Source organism: Mangrovibacter phragmitis, assembly GCF_001655675.1.
Classification (GTDB): domain Bacteria; phylum Pseudomonadota; class Gammaproteobacteria; order Enterobacterales; family Enterobacteriaceae; genus Mangrovibacter; species Mangrovibacter phragmitis.
This window is the reverse complement of record NZ_LYRP01000001.1, coordinates 343,102-360,025: the sequence shown is the minus strand read 5'-3', so window position 1 is coordinate 360,025 and position 16,924 is coordinate 343,102. Positions and strand designations below refer to the sequence as shown.

Genomic DNA, 16,924 nt, shown 5'->3' with positions numbered 1-16,924 from the left:
TAATGGCTGAGCTGGTCGTGTTACGGGTGCATATTATTACTTTATGTATTTCTGTTGGGCTGTTTGTACTGCGTTACTGGTGGTTACACAGCAATGCTCCGGTTATGGGTAAGCGTTGGGTGCGTATTGTTCCGCATGTAAACGATACTTTACTACTGGCAAGCGGTGTGGCGCTCATGCTGCTAAAGCATCTCTATCCATTTACCCCACAAGGCGCATGGCTGACTGAAAAGCTATTTGGCGTTATCATTTACATTGTTTTAGGGTTTATTGCGTTAGGCCGTGGGCCACGCAACCCGCAGGTTCGCTGGTTTGCATTTTTGCTGGCACTGGTGGTGCTTTATATCATTTTCCGAATTGCCACCACTCAAGTACCACTGCTGGGGATATTATGAAGTTGTTAGACAATTTCGAGTTTAATCACACCTCGTTATGTGATGGTATGATTCTGATTTCTCAATTAATACGCGATGATTTTCCGTCATGGGAAGTTCAGCAACAACTCGATACACTGGTTAGCCAGGCGCGCGAAGAAATTAGCATGGGCTGGGATGCCGATCGGCAAATGGAAAAATTGCTTGCTCTGTTTTACGGTGAGTGGGGCTTTAAAGATGCAGGCGGTGTTTATCGGCTGTCAGACGCATTGTGGCTGGATAATGTCCTGAAAAACAGGCAGGGGAGTGCGGTGGCGCTGGGGGCTATTTTGCTATGGCTTGCTGAGCAACTCGCTCTGCCTTTGATGCCGGTTGTGTTCCCAACTCAACTTATCTTGCGGGCTGACTGGATGGACGGCGATATGATGCTGATTAACCCTTTTAACGGTGAACATCTGGACCGGCATACCCTGGATGTCTGGCTTAAAGGTAACATCAGCCCCATGGCGCAATTATTCGAAGATGACCTTACCGAAGCGGATAATGTGCAGGTTATTAATAAAATGCTCTACACGCTGAAAACTGCGTTGATGGAAGAGCAGCAACTGATTTTGGCACTCAGGGCCAGCGAAGTGTTATTGCAGTTCAACCCGGAAGACCCGTATGAAATTCGTGACCGGGGGCTGATTTATGCACAACTTGATTGTGAGCATATAGCACTTAACGATTTGAACTATTTTGTTGAACAGTGCCCTGAAGACCCGGTAAGCGAGATGATCCGCGCTCAAATAAATACTCTTTCCCACAAGCAAGTGACGTTGCATTAACGTTCATGCTGTGGCTTAAACCTTCAATAAGGCGAAGATATGAAGCAAAAAGTGGTTAACATTGGTGACATCAGTGTGGCGAATGATCTGCCATTTGTCTTGTTTGGTGGCATGAATGTGCTTGAATCCCGTGATCTGGCGATGCGTATTTGTGAATACTACGTCAAGGTTACCGAAAAGTTGGGTATCCCTTACGTTTTTAAAGCGTCATTCGACAAGGCTAACCGCTCATCCATTAACTCATATCGTGGTCCCGGGCTTGACGAAGGGATGAAAATTTTCCAGGAGCTGAAAGCTGCATTTGGTGTGAAAATCATTACGGATGTGCATGAGCCACAACAGGCTCAACCGGTATCAGAAGTTGTCGATGTAATACAGCTTCCGGCATTCCTGGCGCGCCAGACCGACCTGGTTGAAGCAATGGCGAAAACAGGTGCAGTAATTAATGTGAAAAAGCCGCAGTTTATCAGCCCGGGGCAAATGGGAAATATCGTTGAGAAATTCCGTGAAGGCGGCAATGAAAACGTAATTCTTTGTGATCGTGGCAGTAACTTTGGCTACGACAACCTGGTTGTTGATATGCTGGGCTTTGGTGTTATGAAGAAAGTTTCTGGCAATTCACCGGTAATTTTTGATGTGACGCACGCATTGCAATGCCGTGACCCGTTTGGTGCAGCATCAAGTGGCCGCCGCGCACAGGTTACTGAACTGGCTCGTGCTGGCATGGCGACAGGTATTGCTGGCCTGTTTATTGAAGCGCACCCGGATCCGGAACATGCACGCTGTGATGGCCCGTCAGCGTTACCGCTGGATAAACTGGAACCGTTCCTGGTGCAGATGAAAGCGATTGACGATCTGGTGAAAAGCTTCCCGGAACTCGATACCAGCAACTAAGTTCTGCTCAAATCCAAAATAAAACCCCGCAACAGCACCTGCCGGCGGGGTTTTTTTATCGGGGAATGTTCAGGCGAAAATAGTCATCAAATAGGTTAAAAATAGCGCTAAATGCGCGGAGCCATTCAGCACATTGGTTCGCCCGGTAGAGAAAGATACCTGGCATAACACCAGCACCGTGGACATCACCACAATTTCTGGCAACCCGAGGGCGAAAGTCAGTGCGTGGCCAGTGAGCAGAGAAATGATCGTTACTGTTGGCACTGTCAGAGAAATAGTTGCCAGAACTGAGCCAAAGAACAAATTCATCGCCCGCTGAACCTGGTTATTCAGCACCGCTTTGATAGCACCAAGCCCTTCAGGCGACAAAATCAACAGCGCGACTAAAAAACCGGTAAAAGCCACAGGGGCATTCAGATGAGTCAGTAATCCTTCCAAAGGAACGGCGTTCAGTTTGGTGACTGAAATAACTGCAATCAGGTGAACGAGCAGCCAGCAGGCATGCCAGATATTACTGTGCGCAGAGGGTTTACCGTGATGCGGATCATCATCGTCACTGTCATCTTCGTGTTCATAGACAAACAGGCTCTGGTGTGTGCGGGTCTGGATCAGTAAAAAAATGCCATACATTGCTGCCGAGATTAACGCAATGATGAGCATCTGGCCAGTGGTAAAGTCACCGCCGGGTAATGCAGCAGGAAAGATAAGAACAATGACGGCAAGGGGGAGTATCGCCATCAAATACTGCTTAATGCCATACAGGTTTACATGTTGGGTAGCAAATTTATTCCCGCCTAGCAGCAGGGAAAAACCGACCAGCCCACCCGTAACAATCATGATGATGGAATAGAGCGTATCCCGCATGAGCGTTGGCGCAGCGTCTCCTGTAGCCATTAACGCGGATATCAGGCTGACTTCCAGAATAACAACAGATAACGTCAGGATCAGCGAACCCAAAGGTTCACCCAGACGATGCGCCAGCACATCAGCATGGCGTACAACACTAAATGCACTAAACAGGATACCTGCAAGGGCAAGCATGTTAATGCCGATTATTGCAGTTAAGTTGGTGGTTGATCCCCAAAAAAACAACACGCCAACCGCAATTAACGGCATCAGCAGTGATGTCTCTTTATGGCGGGTTTTTACTACATCCTGGTTTCCCATAACTAACTTCCTTAACGTGTTGGACCCAAAACTGACTGACACAGGCCCGGTATCATGACAATTGCAGGTGACAAAAAGGCCCGGACATTGAATTATCTTGTTCCGTATTTATTCGCATGCAAAAAGCGCTAACTTAACAGAATGACAGGGAAAATTTGCCATATTTACTCTGTTTTACCTGATGGTTATCAGTGATCAAATGCAAGGTTTCGCTGCCTGCTCAATATGAAAAAACGATCAAGTCTCAACGCGTTGCCCTGTTTTGATAGTGTATCTGTGTTTTTTTGATTAAGCGCACTGGAGGCGCAGAAAAAAAAGCCGATATCAACTAAAACCGCTTCCTCATAGTGATGTCTGATTTCGGGTATGTGTTTTGCATATTTTACACAGTTGTCAGGAGCGTTGTGAGCAGAGTTGTTTAGTACAGATGGCGTAAACAGAAACGACAGGATTATTTGATGCAGTTTGTTGATTCTGTGCAGTTGGTGGTAGGAGGGTATTGTGTTAACGCGAGATTTTTTATTAAAAGCAGATTGCCGTACCGCGTTCGGTGATATTGATGAAACACTGTTATGGACGGGTGAGCAGCGGCAGGCATCACTATGTGAGACACTGGCACGTCGCCCGGGACGCGGTGCTGTGTGGATCTTTGGTTATGGTTCTCTGATGTGGAATCCCGCGTTTGAATTTGACGATGTGCGCGCCGGCAAATTAACGGGCTGGCACCGTGCATTTTGTTTACGTCTTACAGCTGGACGCGGAACTGCCTGTAAACCCGGCAGAATGCTGGCGCTGCGCGAAGGAGGCGAAACCATAGGTATGGCCTATCGCATCCCGGAAACTGAACTGGATGCTGAACTACCGCTACTCTGGAAGCGGGAAATGATAACCGGGTGTTATCTGCCAACCTGGTGCCATATTGCTCTGGATGACGGGCGTGACATTGATGCCCTGGTTTTCATCATGGACGCACAGCATCCGTTGTTTGAAGGGGATACCCGGCCAGAAGTAATTGCACCTTTAATTGCGGGGGCCAGTGGGCCGCTGGGAACCAACGCCCAATACTTGTTTTCCCTTGCACAGCAGTGCCAGAAAATGGGTATTGTTGATGAAAATATGGAGCGGCTTAATTACCTTGTGCAGGCATTGCACCAGCCTGGTGCTTAATCGCTGTGCCTGTACAGTAAAATGCCGGGTCTCACCCCGGCATGAAACACATGCAAGCCTGTAATACTGGTCGCTGATTAAGCGGGTACGTAGCTAATCGCATGCTCCAGCGACTGGCTGTGGCTGTCAATCAGCACATTCCAGATACCGCTAAAAGGTACCGCAAGGTAAGCAGTATTACGGTTTTGAACGCTCATGATCTCTGCATCAATCCCGGTCCGCCCGCAATCATTTGCACTCAGATGAATGTGACAATTGTCTGAGCAACGTACTATGACAGTATCGCCGCCAAACAGTTTCAAAGTAGTCTTTACCACAGCCATTATTAGTTGACCCCATCAGAATAAATTAACAGACCTCCGTGTCTGATTCGTCCCCCCGATACGTGAGTTTGCTCACAAATCACTCGCCTCATAACACCAAAGAGTGCGCCGGGAATTTCTGATTTTGATCAAATAAAAATGTAATGCTTAAACTTTAATGACAATATGCTTGAATCAATTCAGCCAGCGCAAAATACCACCAGTGACTGGCTGAATAACGTTATTTAATTCGGAACAGGCTGGCTGTTTCCGCCAGTTCGCCAGCCTGCATTTGCAGGGCATCCGCGGCGGCGGCGGATTCGACGACCAGTTCAGCGTTTTGTTGTACCATCTGATCAAGACGGGTAACGGCCTGGTTAATTTCCTGAATACCAAGCATTTGTTCGCTGGTGGCAATGGTGATTTCACGCATAATTCCTGATACGTTGGTAATGCCTCCTGCTACTTCCTCCATGCTGTTACCTGCCAGTCTTACAAAATGCGCCCCGCTTTCAACACACTGTGTTGTATCTTCAATCAGTGATTTTATCTCTTTTGCCGCCTGAGCACTGCGTTGTGCAAGGCTACGTACTTCACCAGCTACAACGGCAAATCCACGCCCTTGTTCTCCTGCGCGCGCCGCTTCCACTGCAGCATTTAAAGCCAGAATATTGGTCTGGAATGCTATACCATCAATCACACTGGTAATTTGCCCAATACGCTGGGAAGCATCTTCAATCTGTTGCATGGTTGAGATTGCCTGAGCGACAACCTCACCGCCCCGGCCAGCTGCCTGAGACGCTGCTGTTGCTTGCTGGTTGGCCTGTGCTGCTGCATCTGTTGAGTTGGATACTGATGCGGAAATTTGTTCAACCGCACTGGCAGTTTCACGCAGACTGGAGGCCGCCTGTTCGGTGCGTGTCGACAGGTCCTGATTGCCTGCGGCAATTTCATTGGCAGCGATTTTCACTGATGCACTGGATTCGCGGATTTGTTCCATAGCCCCGGCCAGTTTGTCACAGAATGCATTGAAAGCATGGGCAATTTGCGACACTTCATCATTACCTGTATCCGGCAGGCGTTGTGAAAGATCATTCGTGCCATTGCTGATTGAGCGCATGGCATCACGAATTGAAGATAACCGTTTTAATACTGTTGAAACCAGTGTATGCATCAGCCCGGCAGATATCACAGCCAGTATCAGTAAAGCCAGTGCAGAGCCTTTCAAGAGTGCCCTCATACCCGCAGTGGCATCCTGTTGATCCAGTGCAACCACCAGATACCATTGTGTACCGCCAATTTGCTCCGCCGATAAATACTTACTCGCACCATCAATACGTCCCTGTTCCAGGGTTTTTGCCTGGCGTAATGCGGCAAATGAAATACCACTAACCAGGTTATCGAACGGTTTCAGCGCAAGGTTGGCATTGGTGGCAGCAATCAAGGTTCCGTCCTGGTTGACCAGCATCCCGGAACTGTTAGCTGTGGGGTGAATACTGCGAACATTATTCACAACGGTATCCATGGAAACATCCCCGGCAACGACAGCTTCTATCTGGCCATTTGCACTAACGGGAACGGCGAAAGACACCACCAGTTTACCTGAACCTGCATCAACATAAGGGGCGGTTACAATAGGTGCATTGGCGGCGACAGCTTGTTTATACCACGGGCGGGCAGTTGGATCGTAATCTGCTGGCACACCGGTTGGGTCGGTAAACTTCGCTGTTTTATTGGCATACCCAACATACACGTTGGTAAAACCGCCAGCAGCGGCGACTTGCCGGAAAAAAGGCAGGGGATCACTTTGTAATGCTACTGACTGAAGGGATGAAATCATAGTCAGTTTGCTGTTGACCCAGTCATGGATAGCCAAAGTATGGCTGTCCGCTGTACTCTGCAGTATTTGGTTTATTTGATTGATATTATCCTTGCGAGTGACCTGGTAGTTAATGACCGTATTTAATATCAGGGCAATAACTAAACATCCTGTTGCAGCCAGCAAAATTCTTGCGCGAATTGAATTTATCATGTTGGTTGGCCTTTACTGCGTTGTTTTGCATAGTATCGGCCAACTTTAAAGGAAACTTGAGACCTCTCTGGTAGTACCAGGTGTACTACTTGCGTAGCATTTCTTCAAAAAGTCAACACCTTATCCGCCTCCAGCACCCATTTTGCCAGCTCAACCAGGGTTCCGACCTCAATACCGTCAATAAGCGGTAATGCGCTTACACCACGCCCGTCGGCACAGGTTTTACATAAGCGTACCGGAATGTTTTGTGCGGTCAGGATCTCCAGCATTTGCTGAATATTGTAGCCTTCTGCCGGGTTTTGCTGGCGCAGACCAGCGGTAACCGCGTCAGACATCAAAAACAGTTTAAGCGCTGGCGGCGATTGTTGCTCACTCAATGCAATCGCCAGGCGCAGGCAGTTAAACAGTGATTCACTGCCATAAGCAGCGCCATTTGCAATCAGGGTAATCTTTTGCATCACACTTCCCTCTGGTTCAGGCATTGTTTCTGGAATTATCTGTATGGCATGATGATAGTCCTTGCCAGTAAACTGGTACTTTGACGCGGAGTCATAAAAGTGAAGAACTCTTCCTTTATCTTTAAAACGGGTATAACGGGCTGGATTACAGCTGTAGCTGATTGATGCGTTTTTATTCTTTTTTCTGTTCGACTTTTTTGCTGACTGGCCTTCCCTGGTGGGCAGGTAATGCAGGCGCTGCGACTGAAACCGTTTATACGGGGTCACAGAGTGTTCCAGCCGGGGAAAATTTGCCCGACCTCGGTGGTACTACTACCTCTCAAAGTGAATTTGAACAAACACTCTCTCAGTATCTTAAAGGGCTGAGCTCCGCGAGCGATACGTCTACTGATAATTCATCGGTTATTTTCAAAGACTGGGCATTTGATAATGCGCGTTCTTACATTTCTTCCCGGGTAGCAAAAGAAGCACAAAGTCTGCTTGCTCCGGCAGGGCAGGCAAGTTTCAGTCTGTTGGTTGATCAGGACGGAAATTTTGCCGGTACTCAGGGGGCGCTGTTTACCCCGTGGAACGAAGATGCACAAGGCCTGACATGGACACAATTGAGTATTAGCGACCAGGATGAAGGCGTGGTGGGCAATGCCGGAATAGGGCAGCGCTGGAGTGAAGGCAACTGGCTGGTTGGTTATAACTCATTTTATGATTTATTAATGCACGGGCACGCACAACGTGGCGGGTTGGGTGCTGAACTTTGGGGGCAGTCTCTGCGTCTTTCAGCTAATTATTACTATCCCTTGACCGGGTGGAGCAACAGTAGTGCTACACGAAGCCGCAGGCTTGCCCGGGGTTATGATATCAATGCCCGTGCATGGTTACCTTTTTATCACCACATCAGCACTACACTGAGCTTTGAGCAATATTTTGGTCAACATGTAGATCTGTTCGACAGTGGTACCGGTTACCATAACCCTTATGCGGTTAATGTTGGGCTGAATTATACTCCTGTGCCACTACTGACATTAACCGCCCAACATAAGCAGGGTGAAAATGGTGAAGTGCAGAACAATCTGGGGCTGAAGATTAACTACCGGTTTGGTGTGGCACTGGGCAGGCAGCTTTCTGCAGATGAAGTGGCGACAGTACAGTCTTTACGCGGGAGCCGCTATGATGCGCCAGAACGTAATAATATTCCGGTGCTGGAATATAAGCAGCGTAAAACGCTAAGTGCCTGGCTGGCCACTCCACCGTGGGATCTCCAGCCGGGTGAGACTGTCAGCCTCAAGATTGAACTACGCAACCGCTATAGTATTCGTAATATTAGCTGGCAGGGGGATACCCAGGCACTGAGTCTGACTGCGCCTGCAAAACGTCTCAGCACTACTGGCTGGACGGTAATAATGCCGCACTGGGACGATGCAGAAGGTGCAACTAACCAGTGGCGGCTGTCAGTTATCATTGAAGATACCAAGGGACAGAAAGTTACCTCCAACTGGATAACGCTTAAACTGACACCACCGGTAACCGCCGATCTTCCTGATACTTCAACGACGTATAAATTAATACCAGAAGAAAATTAGAAGACTCTGTCCTGATGTACCCATACTGCGGCTTCAACCCGTGATTTGAGTTTCATCTTTTTCAGCAAGTGTTTAACGTGAACCTTTACGGTACTTTCGGTGATATCAAGCTGGCGGGCTATCAACTTGTTGGGTAGCCCTTGTGCTATCAGCCGTAAAATATCCTGTTCTCTGGGCGTCAGTTGGTTGACATCGCGCTCTGCACCATTACGGTTGTTGCGCAAACTGGCGGCGAGTATCGGCGTCAGTGTCTCACTTAACACCATCTCACCGGCAGCCGCCTGTTGTAATGCGACCAGTAATTCCTCGGGTTCCATGTCTTTTAGTAAGTAACCATCTGCTCCGCGTTTCAGTGCCTGGACCACATCCTCTTCAAGATTAGACACGGTGAATACAACGATTCGGCCGGAGAGTGATTTCTGGCGCAGATGATCCAACGTTTCCAGTCCATTCATTCCAGGCATATTCAGGTCCAACAGAATTAAATCCGGATCCAGAGATTCTGCCATTGCTATTCCTTGCTCACCGCTGCTGGCTTCACCTATAACCTGAATATCAGGGGCAAGGCCAATCAGTTGCTTTACACCACGTCTTAGCATGGGGTGGTCATCAATCAACAGAATAGTTGCGGGTTCCTCAGCCATTATTTTCTCCACATAATCATCCAGTGAACAAGTGCTTAAAGCCAGTTTAGCACCGGATTGAAAACATGCCGGATTCAGTGCAGAAGTTTCTGAAAAGTCGTGATTAAACGTTTATTGCGTCGAAACGGGCAAGTGGCGTTTGGCTGCCCGGAAATGAACAGTAATTTTTGTGCCACCAGAAGGTGGTGTCTGAAGGGATAACTTTGCGTTCAGGCTTTGTGCTCTGTCACGCATAATCAAAATTCCATAGTGACTATTTTCACTGATGTCCTCAGGAATACCTGAACCATTATCAAAGAGTGTTAGTGTTACCCAACCATTATTCTCCTCAACAGTAATGCTCGCCTCGGTTGCATCGGCATGGCGCACTACATTACTCAGCCCTTCTCGAACAATATGAATCAGGTGGAGTATTTGGTGTTCCGCAATATGTGAAGATATACCCTGCCAATTGAGTGAAACGGGAAAACCCAACTGCTGGCTAAAGTCTTCACAACAGTCTTCCAGTGCTGTCTTCAGGCCCGGTTCATTCAGGTTCAGGCGGAAAGTGCTCAATAACTGGCGCATCTGTACCCATGAACTGTTTAATTCATGACGTAGCTGGCCGACAAGTGTCTGAGCATCGTTGTCGAGTGTATTGCTCTGCATTTGTAGTACACCCACCTGCATTTTCATACTGGACAGTGACTGGGCCAGTGAGTCATGCAAGTTTTTGGCAAGATCAGATTGTTCTTGCATAAGAAGAAATTGTTGCTGTTGAACCTGATGTTGCTCTACAGCGAGAGCTGCTGTAATCGCTGATGCTGCAGATTCAATTAATTGCGAGTGTTCGCCAGATAATTCATCCGACTCAGGCAACTCACCCAGCAAAATACCGTAAAAATGCTGGCGATTATGTAAGCGCCAGCATAAAGGTGTACCAGTTAGCGGTGCCGGGTTAATACCTCGAGGGCAATTCAGGCAATCTGTCTCTTTTTGTGCCGTATAGCTGACTTCATAATAGTGTTGATTCTCATCATGTTCATAAATACGCAGTTGCAGGTTCTGTAACGGCGTAACTGACTGCAACTCATATAAAATGCCTGGGATGCGTTGGCAAATCGAACCTTCACCATTCAGAATCTGGTTAATTCGATAGAGAACCGTTGCGTTATTAATAAATGATGCATGCTCAGGGGGGAGCAACTGTGATTGCCTGGTTTTTTTGCTGCCATAGCGGGTAATGCGCAATTGCATGATGATTAGCACGACAAGTAACGCAAGCATTACAGCGAGGCATTTTTGAATCAAAATAGCTTGTTTTATGTGCTGAGCAGCATGAGCATCAAAAACCTGATTAAGGTCTGTAACCTTTTTTGCGAAAGCTTCAAGTTGCGGAGTAACTGCCTGGGGGGATGTTGCAGATAACAGCGCAGGTAACAAAGAAGAACGCCAGTCAGTCTGTAATGTATCCAACTGATGTTTTTGGTTGTCATGGCGTGCAGCTTTACCAAGGCTGGTGGAAAACAAGATACTCTGGATTTCAGCCAGTTTCCGGCTGTTGGTTTCGGCAAGGGGAATTAAAGGTAATAGTTGCCATGTCTTTGTGTGAATGATGTCCGTTGTTTTAATCCCTGATTTGCTGGTAACGATTTCCTGACTTAACCATACGCATGTGGCCATTCCGGTCGCGCCGAGCACAGCCAGCAACATAATGAGCGGCACCATAAACTGGCTCAGCTTTGTGCTTACACGGGGAACGGGCATATTAATACTGGCCTCAGCATGAACATCAACTGTGTATGATTGTGAATGATATTGTCGCACTCACCCATACCCCGGAAGAGTTATGTTCAGTGCACAAAATCGGTAGCGAGGTATTTAATATATGACTAATGTTTTGCTTAACAATATGAAAAATAAAACCATTTTTATTCTTTCTGGCGCTTAATCTTTCTTATGGAATCTTAAGGAAGATAATATAATGCGACAAAAATCACATTAGCGTCGGGTAGAAGGGAAGGATAACGCGTCACTGCGTTCCTCGCCCTGCGGGCCGTTGCTGAAGCAACGTTCCCTCACATATGTTCGGGTCGAACCTTAATCGAAGGCTCTCATCCTTCCCCGGACGGGAGAATATGCAAAAATATTTATTGGGATTTAATAAGGATGAATTGGCGAGGATGGTGGTGGGGGAAGGATAACTCGTCACTGCGTTCCTCGCCCTGCGGGCCGTTGCTGAAGCAACGTTCCCTCACATACGTTCGGGTCGAACCTTAATCGAAGGCTCTCATCCTTCCCCGGACGGGAGAATATGCAAAAATGAGTTTGGGTATTTAATAAGGATGACTTCACAAGGATGGTGGTGGGGGAAGGATAACTCGTCACTGCGTTCCTCGCCCTGCGGGCCGTTGCTGAAGCAACGTTCCCTCACATACGTTCGGGTCGAACCTTAATCGAAGGTTCTCATCCTTCCCCGGACGGGAGAATATGCAAAAATATTTATTGGGATTTAATAAGGATGAATTGGCGAGGATGGTGGTGGGGGAAGGATTCGAACCTTCGAAGTCGATGACGGCAGATTTACAGTCTGCTCCCTTTGGCCGCTCGGGAACCCCACCAAATTGTAGAAAACTAACCAACGATAAAATAAAACTCGACATCATCACTTAACAGTCAAGTGAAAGATGGTGGTGGGGGAAGGATTCGAACCTTCGAAGTCGATGACGGCAGATTTACAGTCTGCTCCCTTTGGCCGCTCGGGAACCCCACCACTGGCCTGCTTCCTGATAAGGAAGCGGGGCGCATCATATCAAAAGAAACGGCGCTGTAAAGCTTCGGCTTCATGAAAATGAACTGTTTGCATGCTTTTTGCCCATAAAGCTTTAAAACCAAACAGTTCATTATTAGTCGTCAGAGAATAATTGTGCGGTTGCCGTAAACAAAGACGCGCTGAGACAGCACTTTATCCAGCGCACGGCTCAGCACATTCTTTTCTACATCCCGGCCCGCTTTCATCATCTCTTCGGCTGTGAAGGTATGATCAACATTAATTACATCCTGCATAATTATCGGGCCTTCGTCCAAATGATCATTTACATAGTGGGCAGTAGCGCCAATTATCTTAACCCCACGCTCATAAGCCTGGTGGTAGGGACGCGCACCAATAAATGCAGGAAGGAAGGAGTGATGAATATTGATTATCTTATTTGAGAAACGGGAGACAAACGAGGGCGTCAATACACGCATATATTTAGCCAGAACCACATAATCAGGATCATGAGCCTCAATAGCGTCAGCCATCAGTTTATCGTGCTCTTCGCGTGTCACACCTTCATGGCTAACCAGTTCGAAAGGGATATCGAAACGCTCAACCAGTGTGCGTAAGGTGTCATGGTTACCAATTACTGCCGCAATGTCTACATCCAGCCCGCCAAATGCTGCCTTCATCAACAGGTCACCAAGGCAATGCGCTTCTTTGGTAACCAGGATAACAATACGTCGGCGCCCTGCTGGATTGAGTTCGCGCACAGAACCTTCCGGCAATGCGCTGTCTAAATCGGCCAATAACGTTGAGTCATTAAATATACCTTCCAGTTCGGTACGCATGAAAAAACGCCCGGTCCGGTGGTCCACAAACTCATTATTGTGAACAATATTCAGTTCGTGTTTGTAGCAAATATTGGTAATACGGGCGATCAGACCTTTCTGGTCCGGGCAAATAGTTCTCAGTACTTTTCGCTGTAGCGCTTGCATCGCAAGGTCAATCCTGTTGAATGGTGTTTGCATAAAATGAGCATTGTTAGTACGAATCAGCGACCACAACACTTCTTGAATTTTTTCCCGGAACCACAAGGGCACGGGTCATTACGGCCAAATTCAGGCCGTGTTCCGTCAATATAATACCACCGACCGTTTTGATTTAAGAACCTGGAACGTTCGATTATTGCGCTGTCATGTTGCTCGTCGCGATAACGGGCGACAAAACTGACGAATCCTTCGCCATCATAGCTGCCATCCTGTATGGCAAAAATCGTCAGCCCTAACCACTGAGTATGCTCAAAACCTGCCTGTATATCATTACGCAATTGCTCTGCATGGCAATCCGGGTACCAGGTGTTAATAAGGTAATCCGCATTTTTAAGCACGAAAGCACAATAGCGAGAGCGCATTAATTGTTCCGGTGTTTGTGCGAATACACCTCCAGTCAGGTAGGGGCCGCAACATGCGCTATACTCCAAACCGCTATCACAAGGACATACCGATGACACAAAATACTCCTGTTTTAAACATACATTCACAATTAAGTGACAGTTAAATAATATACTAACGTAGTGAGGTGTGATGCTACGGCATGTTACCAGGGGACACCAGATAAACAGATGAGACAAACTAAGATTGGGCTGGCTTTAGGTTCAGGCGCAGCAAAAGGATGGGCGCATATTGGCGTTATTCGGGGCCTTGAACAGGCAGGTATCCATGCGGATATTATTGCCGGTTGCTCTATTGGTTCGCTGGTTGGTGCTGCTTATGCCTGTAATTCACTTGACTCCCTTGAGCAATGGGTACGCTCGTTCAGTTACTGGGATGTTTTAAGACTCATGGATGTTTCCTGGCGTCGTGGTGGATTGTTGCGTGGGGAGCGGGTGTTTAAGCAGGTCAGGCAGCATATTTCTGCGCGGCATATTGAGGAGTGTCCAGTTCGTTTTGCGACTGTTGCAACCAACTTGAGTACGGGGCATGAAATCTGGTTTACCAAGGGAGATTTGCATGGTGCGGTACGCGCTTCCTGCAGCATTCCGGGGTTATTATCTCCTGTGCGCCACAAAGGCTACTGGCTGGTTGATGGTGGCGTGGTGAACCCTGTACCGGTTTCACTGGCGAGGGCATTAGGGGCTGATATTGTGATCGCGGTTGATCTGCAACACGACGCACATCTGATTCAGCAAAAACTGTTAACCTCTCGTCAGCCCGAGGAACATGTGCCGGTGCGCTGGAAAGATAAAGTGCTAACCCGGCTTGGTTTTGTGTCTCCGCCACACCATCAGCAGCCCCCTGGCGCGTTGGAAATTATGACAACATCAATACAGGTGCTGGAAAATCGTCTGAAATTGAGTCGTATGGCAGGGGATCCACCCGATGTAACGTTGCAACCTTATTGCCCGCAAATATCAACGCTGGATTTCCATCGGGCAAAAGAAGCCATTGATGCAGGCAGACTTGCCGTTGAAAAGCATATGGATGAATTGCTACCTTTGGTAACCAATAATGATTAACAACATATTTACATTTCTTCAGTTCATTCTGAGAGGCGCAACCCTGCATCCCATGCCACTATTATCGTATCATCGGGCATGGGAGGGAGCATGACTCAACCGCTGCACGGAAAACTGATTTTGATAGTTGAAGACGAGCCTGTTTTCCGCGCAATGCTGGATGGATGGTTAGCTTCGTTGGGAGCCAATACACTGTTAGCAGAGGATGGCATTGATGCTCTTGAGAAAATATCCCTGCAACCACCTGATTTGCTAATTTGCGATTTGGCTATGCCCAGAATGAACGGGCTTGAGTTTATTGAGCGTATTCGCAACCGTGGGGATCAGACGCCCGTGCTGATTATCTCTGCAACCGATAATATGTCAGATATCGCAAGCGCTCTGAGGCTCGGAGTGCAGGACGTATTACTAAAGCCCATAAAAAATTTCTCGAACTTAAAAGAAACGGTCTATGCCTGCCTCTATCCTGCTATGTTCAATTCTCGGGTAGAAGAAGAAGAACAATTGTTTGATGACTGGGACGCACTGGTGCGCAACCCAGGCGCTGCGGCCAAGCTGTTAAAAGAACTTCAGCCTCCACTGCGGCAACATATCTCTGGATGTGAGTTGTCGTATCACCAACTGGTGTTGGCAGATAAACCCGGGCTGGTACTGGATGTGGCCGCTTTATCTGCGCAGGACCTGGCCTTTTATTGTCTTGATGTTACGCGAGCAGGAGATAATGGCGTGCTTGCGGCGCTGCTTCTGCGCTCGCTGTTTAATAGTCTGTTGCAGGAACAGTTATCCCGGCAAGGGCAGCGTTTACCGGAATTAGGGGCGTTATTAAAAAAAGTTAACCAGTTATTACGTAAAGCGAATCTTTCCGGACAATTCCCCTTGATGGTAGGTTATTACCACTCCGCGCTCAAAAATTTAATTCTAGTTTCCGCCGGGCTTAACGCACAGTTGAAATCAGGTGACCATCAAATTCAGTTAAGTAATGGTGTTCCTTTGGGGACACTGGGCAGTGCTTATCTTAACCAATTAAGCCACCGTTGCGATGCATGGCAGTGTCGTGTCTGGGGAGCTGGTGGTCATCTGCGCTTAATGTTGCGCACGGAGTGAGCAAAATAAAGTTTCATTACAGATAGCTTTTCCCGCTATCTGTTCCCGGTGGTAATATCTGCAATAGCTTCTTCGTATTTGTCTTAAATTACCGGTGCAACGAGTATTAAGCCGAGGATTTTTAATTCAAGCTGATATACTCAATCGCGTTTATATTGACGAGCAAGTTTAAAACTTGAACAGTCCAGGAGATATTTTAATGGCTGCTATTAAATCGAAAGTAAGGAAAGCAGTAATCCCGGTTGCCGGTCTTGGCACCCGCATGCTGCCAGCAACAAAAGCAATCCCGAAAGAAATGCTGCCGCTGGTGGATAAACCACTTATCCAATATGTGGTTAATGAATGTATTGCAGCCGGCATTACCGAAATTGTACTGGTCACTCACTCATCAAAAAACTCCATTGAAAACCACTTTGATACCAGTTTTGAACTGGAAGCTATGCTGGAAAAACGTGTAAAACGCCAGCTACTGGAAGAGGTTCAGTCAATTTGCCCCCCACATGTGACAATTATGCAGGTTCGCCAGGGGCTGGCCAAAGGCCTGGGGCATGCTGTGCTTTGTGCTCATCCGGTTGTGGGTGATGAGCCTGTTGCGGTTATTCTGCCAGATGTGATTCTTGATGAATACGAATCAGACCTCTCCCGCGATAACCTTGCCGAAATGATTGGCCGTTTCGACGAAACAGGGCACAGCCAGATTATGGTTGAACCTGTTGAAGATGTAACGGCATATGGTGTGGTGGACTGCCAGGGCGCCACACTCAAACCTGGTGACAGTGTGCCAATGGTTGGTGTAGTTGAAAAACCGAAAGCAGACGTTGCTCCATCAAACCTCGCCGTTGTTGGCCGGTATGTATTAAGCGCAGACATTTGGCCATTACTGTCTAAAACACCTCCAGGTGCCGGTGATGAAATTCAGCTGACCGACTCCATTGACATGCTTATTGCTAAAGAAACCGTAGAGGCTTACCACATGAAAGGTAAAAGCCATGACTGTGGTAACAAACTTGGTTATATGCAGGCGTTTGTTGAGTATGGTTTGCGTCACAAAGTGTTAGGGCCTGATTTTAAAGCCTGGCTTGATGCGACTGTAGGCGGCAAAAAGTAATTTTTTTCAACCCAG

The 16,924-nt window shown here is 47.6% G+C and carries 16 protein-coding genes, 2 tRNA genes and 3 other RNA genes; 8 read left to right on the top strand and 13 right to left on the bottom strand.

Annotated features, from left to right (window positions below):
- The first annotated feature begins 2 nt into the window (after positions 1-2).
- The 3 genes from A9B99_RS01590 to kdsA are packed head-to-tail and all read left to right on the top strand — an operon-like array spanning position 3 to position 2,095.
- Positions 3-395 (top strand): SirB2 family protein, encoded by a 393-nt coding sequence (locus A9B99_RS01590; RefSeq protein ID WP_064593999.1) that lies wholly within the window; start codon positions 3-5, stop codon positions 393-395.
- Complete coding sequence (sirB1, locus tag A9B99_RS01585) at positions 392-1,201, top strand: invasion regulator SirB1 (protein ID WP_064593997.1); 810 nt, start codon at positions 392-394, stop codon at positions 1,199-1,201. Before A9B99_RS01590 ends, sirB1 begins: the two co-directional genes overlap by 4 nt.
- 39 nt (positions 1,202-1,240) lie before the next feature.
- The gene (kdsA, locus tag A9B99_RS01580) at positions 1,241-2,095 is read left to right on the top strand and encodes a 3-deoxy-8-phosphooctulonate synthase (protein ID WP_064593994.1); all 855 of its coding nucleotides are present in this window, start codon (positions 1,241-1,243) and stop codon (positions 2,093-2,095) included.
- A 69-nt stretch (positions 2,096-2,164) separates the two neighbouring features.
- Here kdsA and chaA read toward each other — a convergent pair whose 3' ends face one another.
- Positions 2,165-3,262, bottom strand: coding sequence for a sodium-potassium/proton antiporter ChaA (chaA, locus tag A9B99_RS01575; protein ID WP_064593992.1), 1,098 nt, complete (start codon positions 3,260-3,262; stop codon positions 2,165-2,167).
- A 501-nt stretch (positions 3,263-3,763) separates the two neighbouring features.
- Between chaA and A9B99_RS01570 the strand changes: the two genes are divergently transcribed.
- On the top strand, positions 3,764-4,429 hold the full coding sequence (locus tag A9B99_RS01570) for a gamma-glutamylcyclotransferase (RefSeq protein WP_064593990.1): 666 nt from the start codon (positions 3,764-3,766) through the stop codon (positions 4,427-4,429).
- A gap of 77 nt (positions 4,430-4,506) precedes the next feature.
- On the opposite strand, the gene A9B99_RS01565 is transcribed toward A9B99_RS01570, so the two are convergent.
- The 3 genes from A9B99_RS01565 to A9B99_RS01555 form a co-directional block, all read right to left on the bottom strand.
- The gene (locus A9B99_RS01565) at positions 4,507-4,752 is read right to left on the bottom strand and encodes a hypothetical protein (RefSeq protein ID WP_064593988.1); all 246 of its coding nucleotides are present in this window, start codon (positions 4,750-4,752) and stop codon (positions 4,507-4,509) included.
- A 220-nt stretch (positions 4,753-4,972) separates the two neighbouring features.
- Positions 4,973-6,763, bottom strand: coding sequence for a methyl-accepting chemotaxis protein (locus A9B99_RS01560; RefSeq protein WP_064593986.1), 1,791 nt, complete (start codon positions 6,761-6,763; stop codon positions 4,973-4,975).
- Positions 6,764-6,867: 104 nt separating this feature from the next.
- A complete protein-coding gene (locus A9B99_RS01555) occupies positions 6,868-7,221 on the bottom strand; it encodes a DsrE/DsrF/TusD sulfur relay family protein (RefSeq protein ID WP_064593984.1) in 354 nt (117 codons plus the stop codon).
- Between the two features lie 164 nt (positions 7,222-7,385).
- Between A9B99_RS01555 and A9B99_RS01550 the strand changes: the two genes are divergently transcribed.
- Positions 7,386-8,798, top strand: coding sequence for a YchO/YchP family invasin (locus A9B99_RS01550; RefSeq protein WP_082917802.1), 1,413 nt, complete (start codon positions 7,386-7,388; stop codon positions 8,796-8,798).
- On the opposite strand, the gene narL is transcribed toward A9B99_RS01550, so the two are convergent.
- From narL to A9B99_RS01505, 9 genes are all read right to left on the bottom strand, one after another.
- Positions 8,795-9,445, bottom strand: a complete 651-nt coding sequence (narL, locus tag A9B99_RS01545; protein WP_156518994.1) for a two-component system response regulator NarL — start codon at positions 9,443-9,445, stop codon at positions 8,795-8,797. The genes A9B99_RS01550 and narL overlap by 4 nt on opposite strands.
- A 108-nt stretch (positions 9,446-9,553) precedes the next feature.
- Entirely contained in the window at positions 9,554-11,188 is a 1,635-nt protein-coding gene (locus A9B99_RS01540; RefSeq protein WP_064593980.1) for an ATP-binding protein, read from the bottom strand.
- Between the two features lie 241 nt (positions 11,189-11,429).
- A non-coding RNA gene (locus A9B99_RS01535) (RtT sRNA) lies at positions 11,430-11,560 on the bottom strand.
- Between the two features lie 45 nt (positions 11,561-11,605).
- Positions 11,606-11,736: non-coding RNA, RtT sRNA (locus tag A9B99_RS01530), on the bottom strand.
- Between the two features lie 45 nt (positions 11,737-11,781).
- Positions 11,782-11,912, bottom strand: a non-coding RNA gene (locus tag A9B99_RS01525) — RtT sRNA.
- Positions 11,913-11,957: 45 nt separating this feature from the next.
- Positions 11,958-12,042, bottom strand: a tRNA-Tyr gene (locus A9B99_RS01520).
- Positions 12,043-12,109: 67 nt separating this feature from the next.
- Positions 12,110-12,194: transfer RNA gene (locus tag A9B99_RS01515), tRNA-Tyr, on the bottom strand.
- Positions 12,195-12,334: 140 nt separating this feature from the next.
- Positions 12,335-13,177 carry a formyltetrahydrofolate deformylase gene (gene purU / locus A9B99_RS01510; RefSeq protein WP_064593978.1) on the bottom strand — a complete coding sequence of 281 codons (843 nt, stop codon included), beginning with the start codon at positions 13,175-13,177 and terminating at the stop codon, positions 12,335-12,337.
- 56 nt (positions 13,178-13,233) lie between these two features.
- Complete coding sequence (locus A9B99_RS01505) at positions 13,234-13,692, bottom strand: YchJ family protein (RefSeq protein WP_074388748.1); 459 nt, start codon at positions 13,690-13,692, stop codon at positions 13,234-13,236.
- Positions 13,693-13,803: 111 nt separating this feature from the next.
- Here A9B99_RS01505 and rssA point away from each other — a divergent pair, with 111 nt between their 5' ends.
- The 3 genes from rssA (at position 13,804) to galU (ending at position 16,909) form a co-directional block, all read left to right on the top strand.
- Positions 13,804-14,697 carry a patatin-like phospholipase RssA gene (gene rssA / locus A9B99_RS01500; protein ID WP_064593973.1) on the top strand — a complete coding sequence of 298 codons (894 nt, stop codon included), beginning with the start codon at positions 13,804-13,806 and terminating at the stop codon, positions 14,695-14,697.
- Between the two features lie 90 nt (positions 14,698-14,787).
- The gene (rssB, locus tag A9B99_RS01495) at positions 14,788-15,801 is read left to right on the top strand and encodes a two-component system response regulator RssB (protein WP_064593971.1); all 1,014 of its coding nucleotides are present in this window, start codon (positions 14,788-14,790) and stop codon (positions 15,799-15,801) included.
- 199 nt (positions 15,802-16,000) lie between these two features.
- Entirely contained in the window at positions 16,001-16,909 is a 909-nt protein-coding gene (gene galU, locus A9B99_RS01490; protein WP_064593969.1) for a UTP--glucose-1-phosphate uridylyltransferase GalU, read from the top strand.
- Positions 16,910-16,924 lie beyond the last annotated feature (15 nt).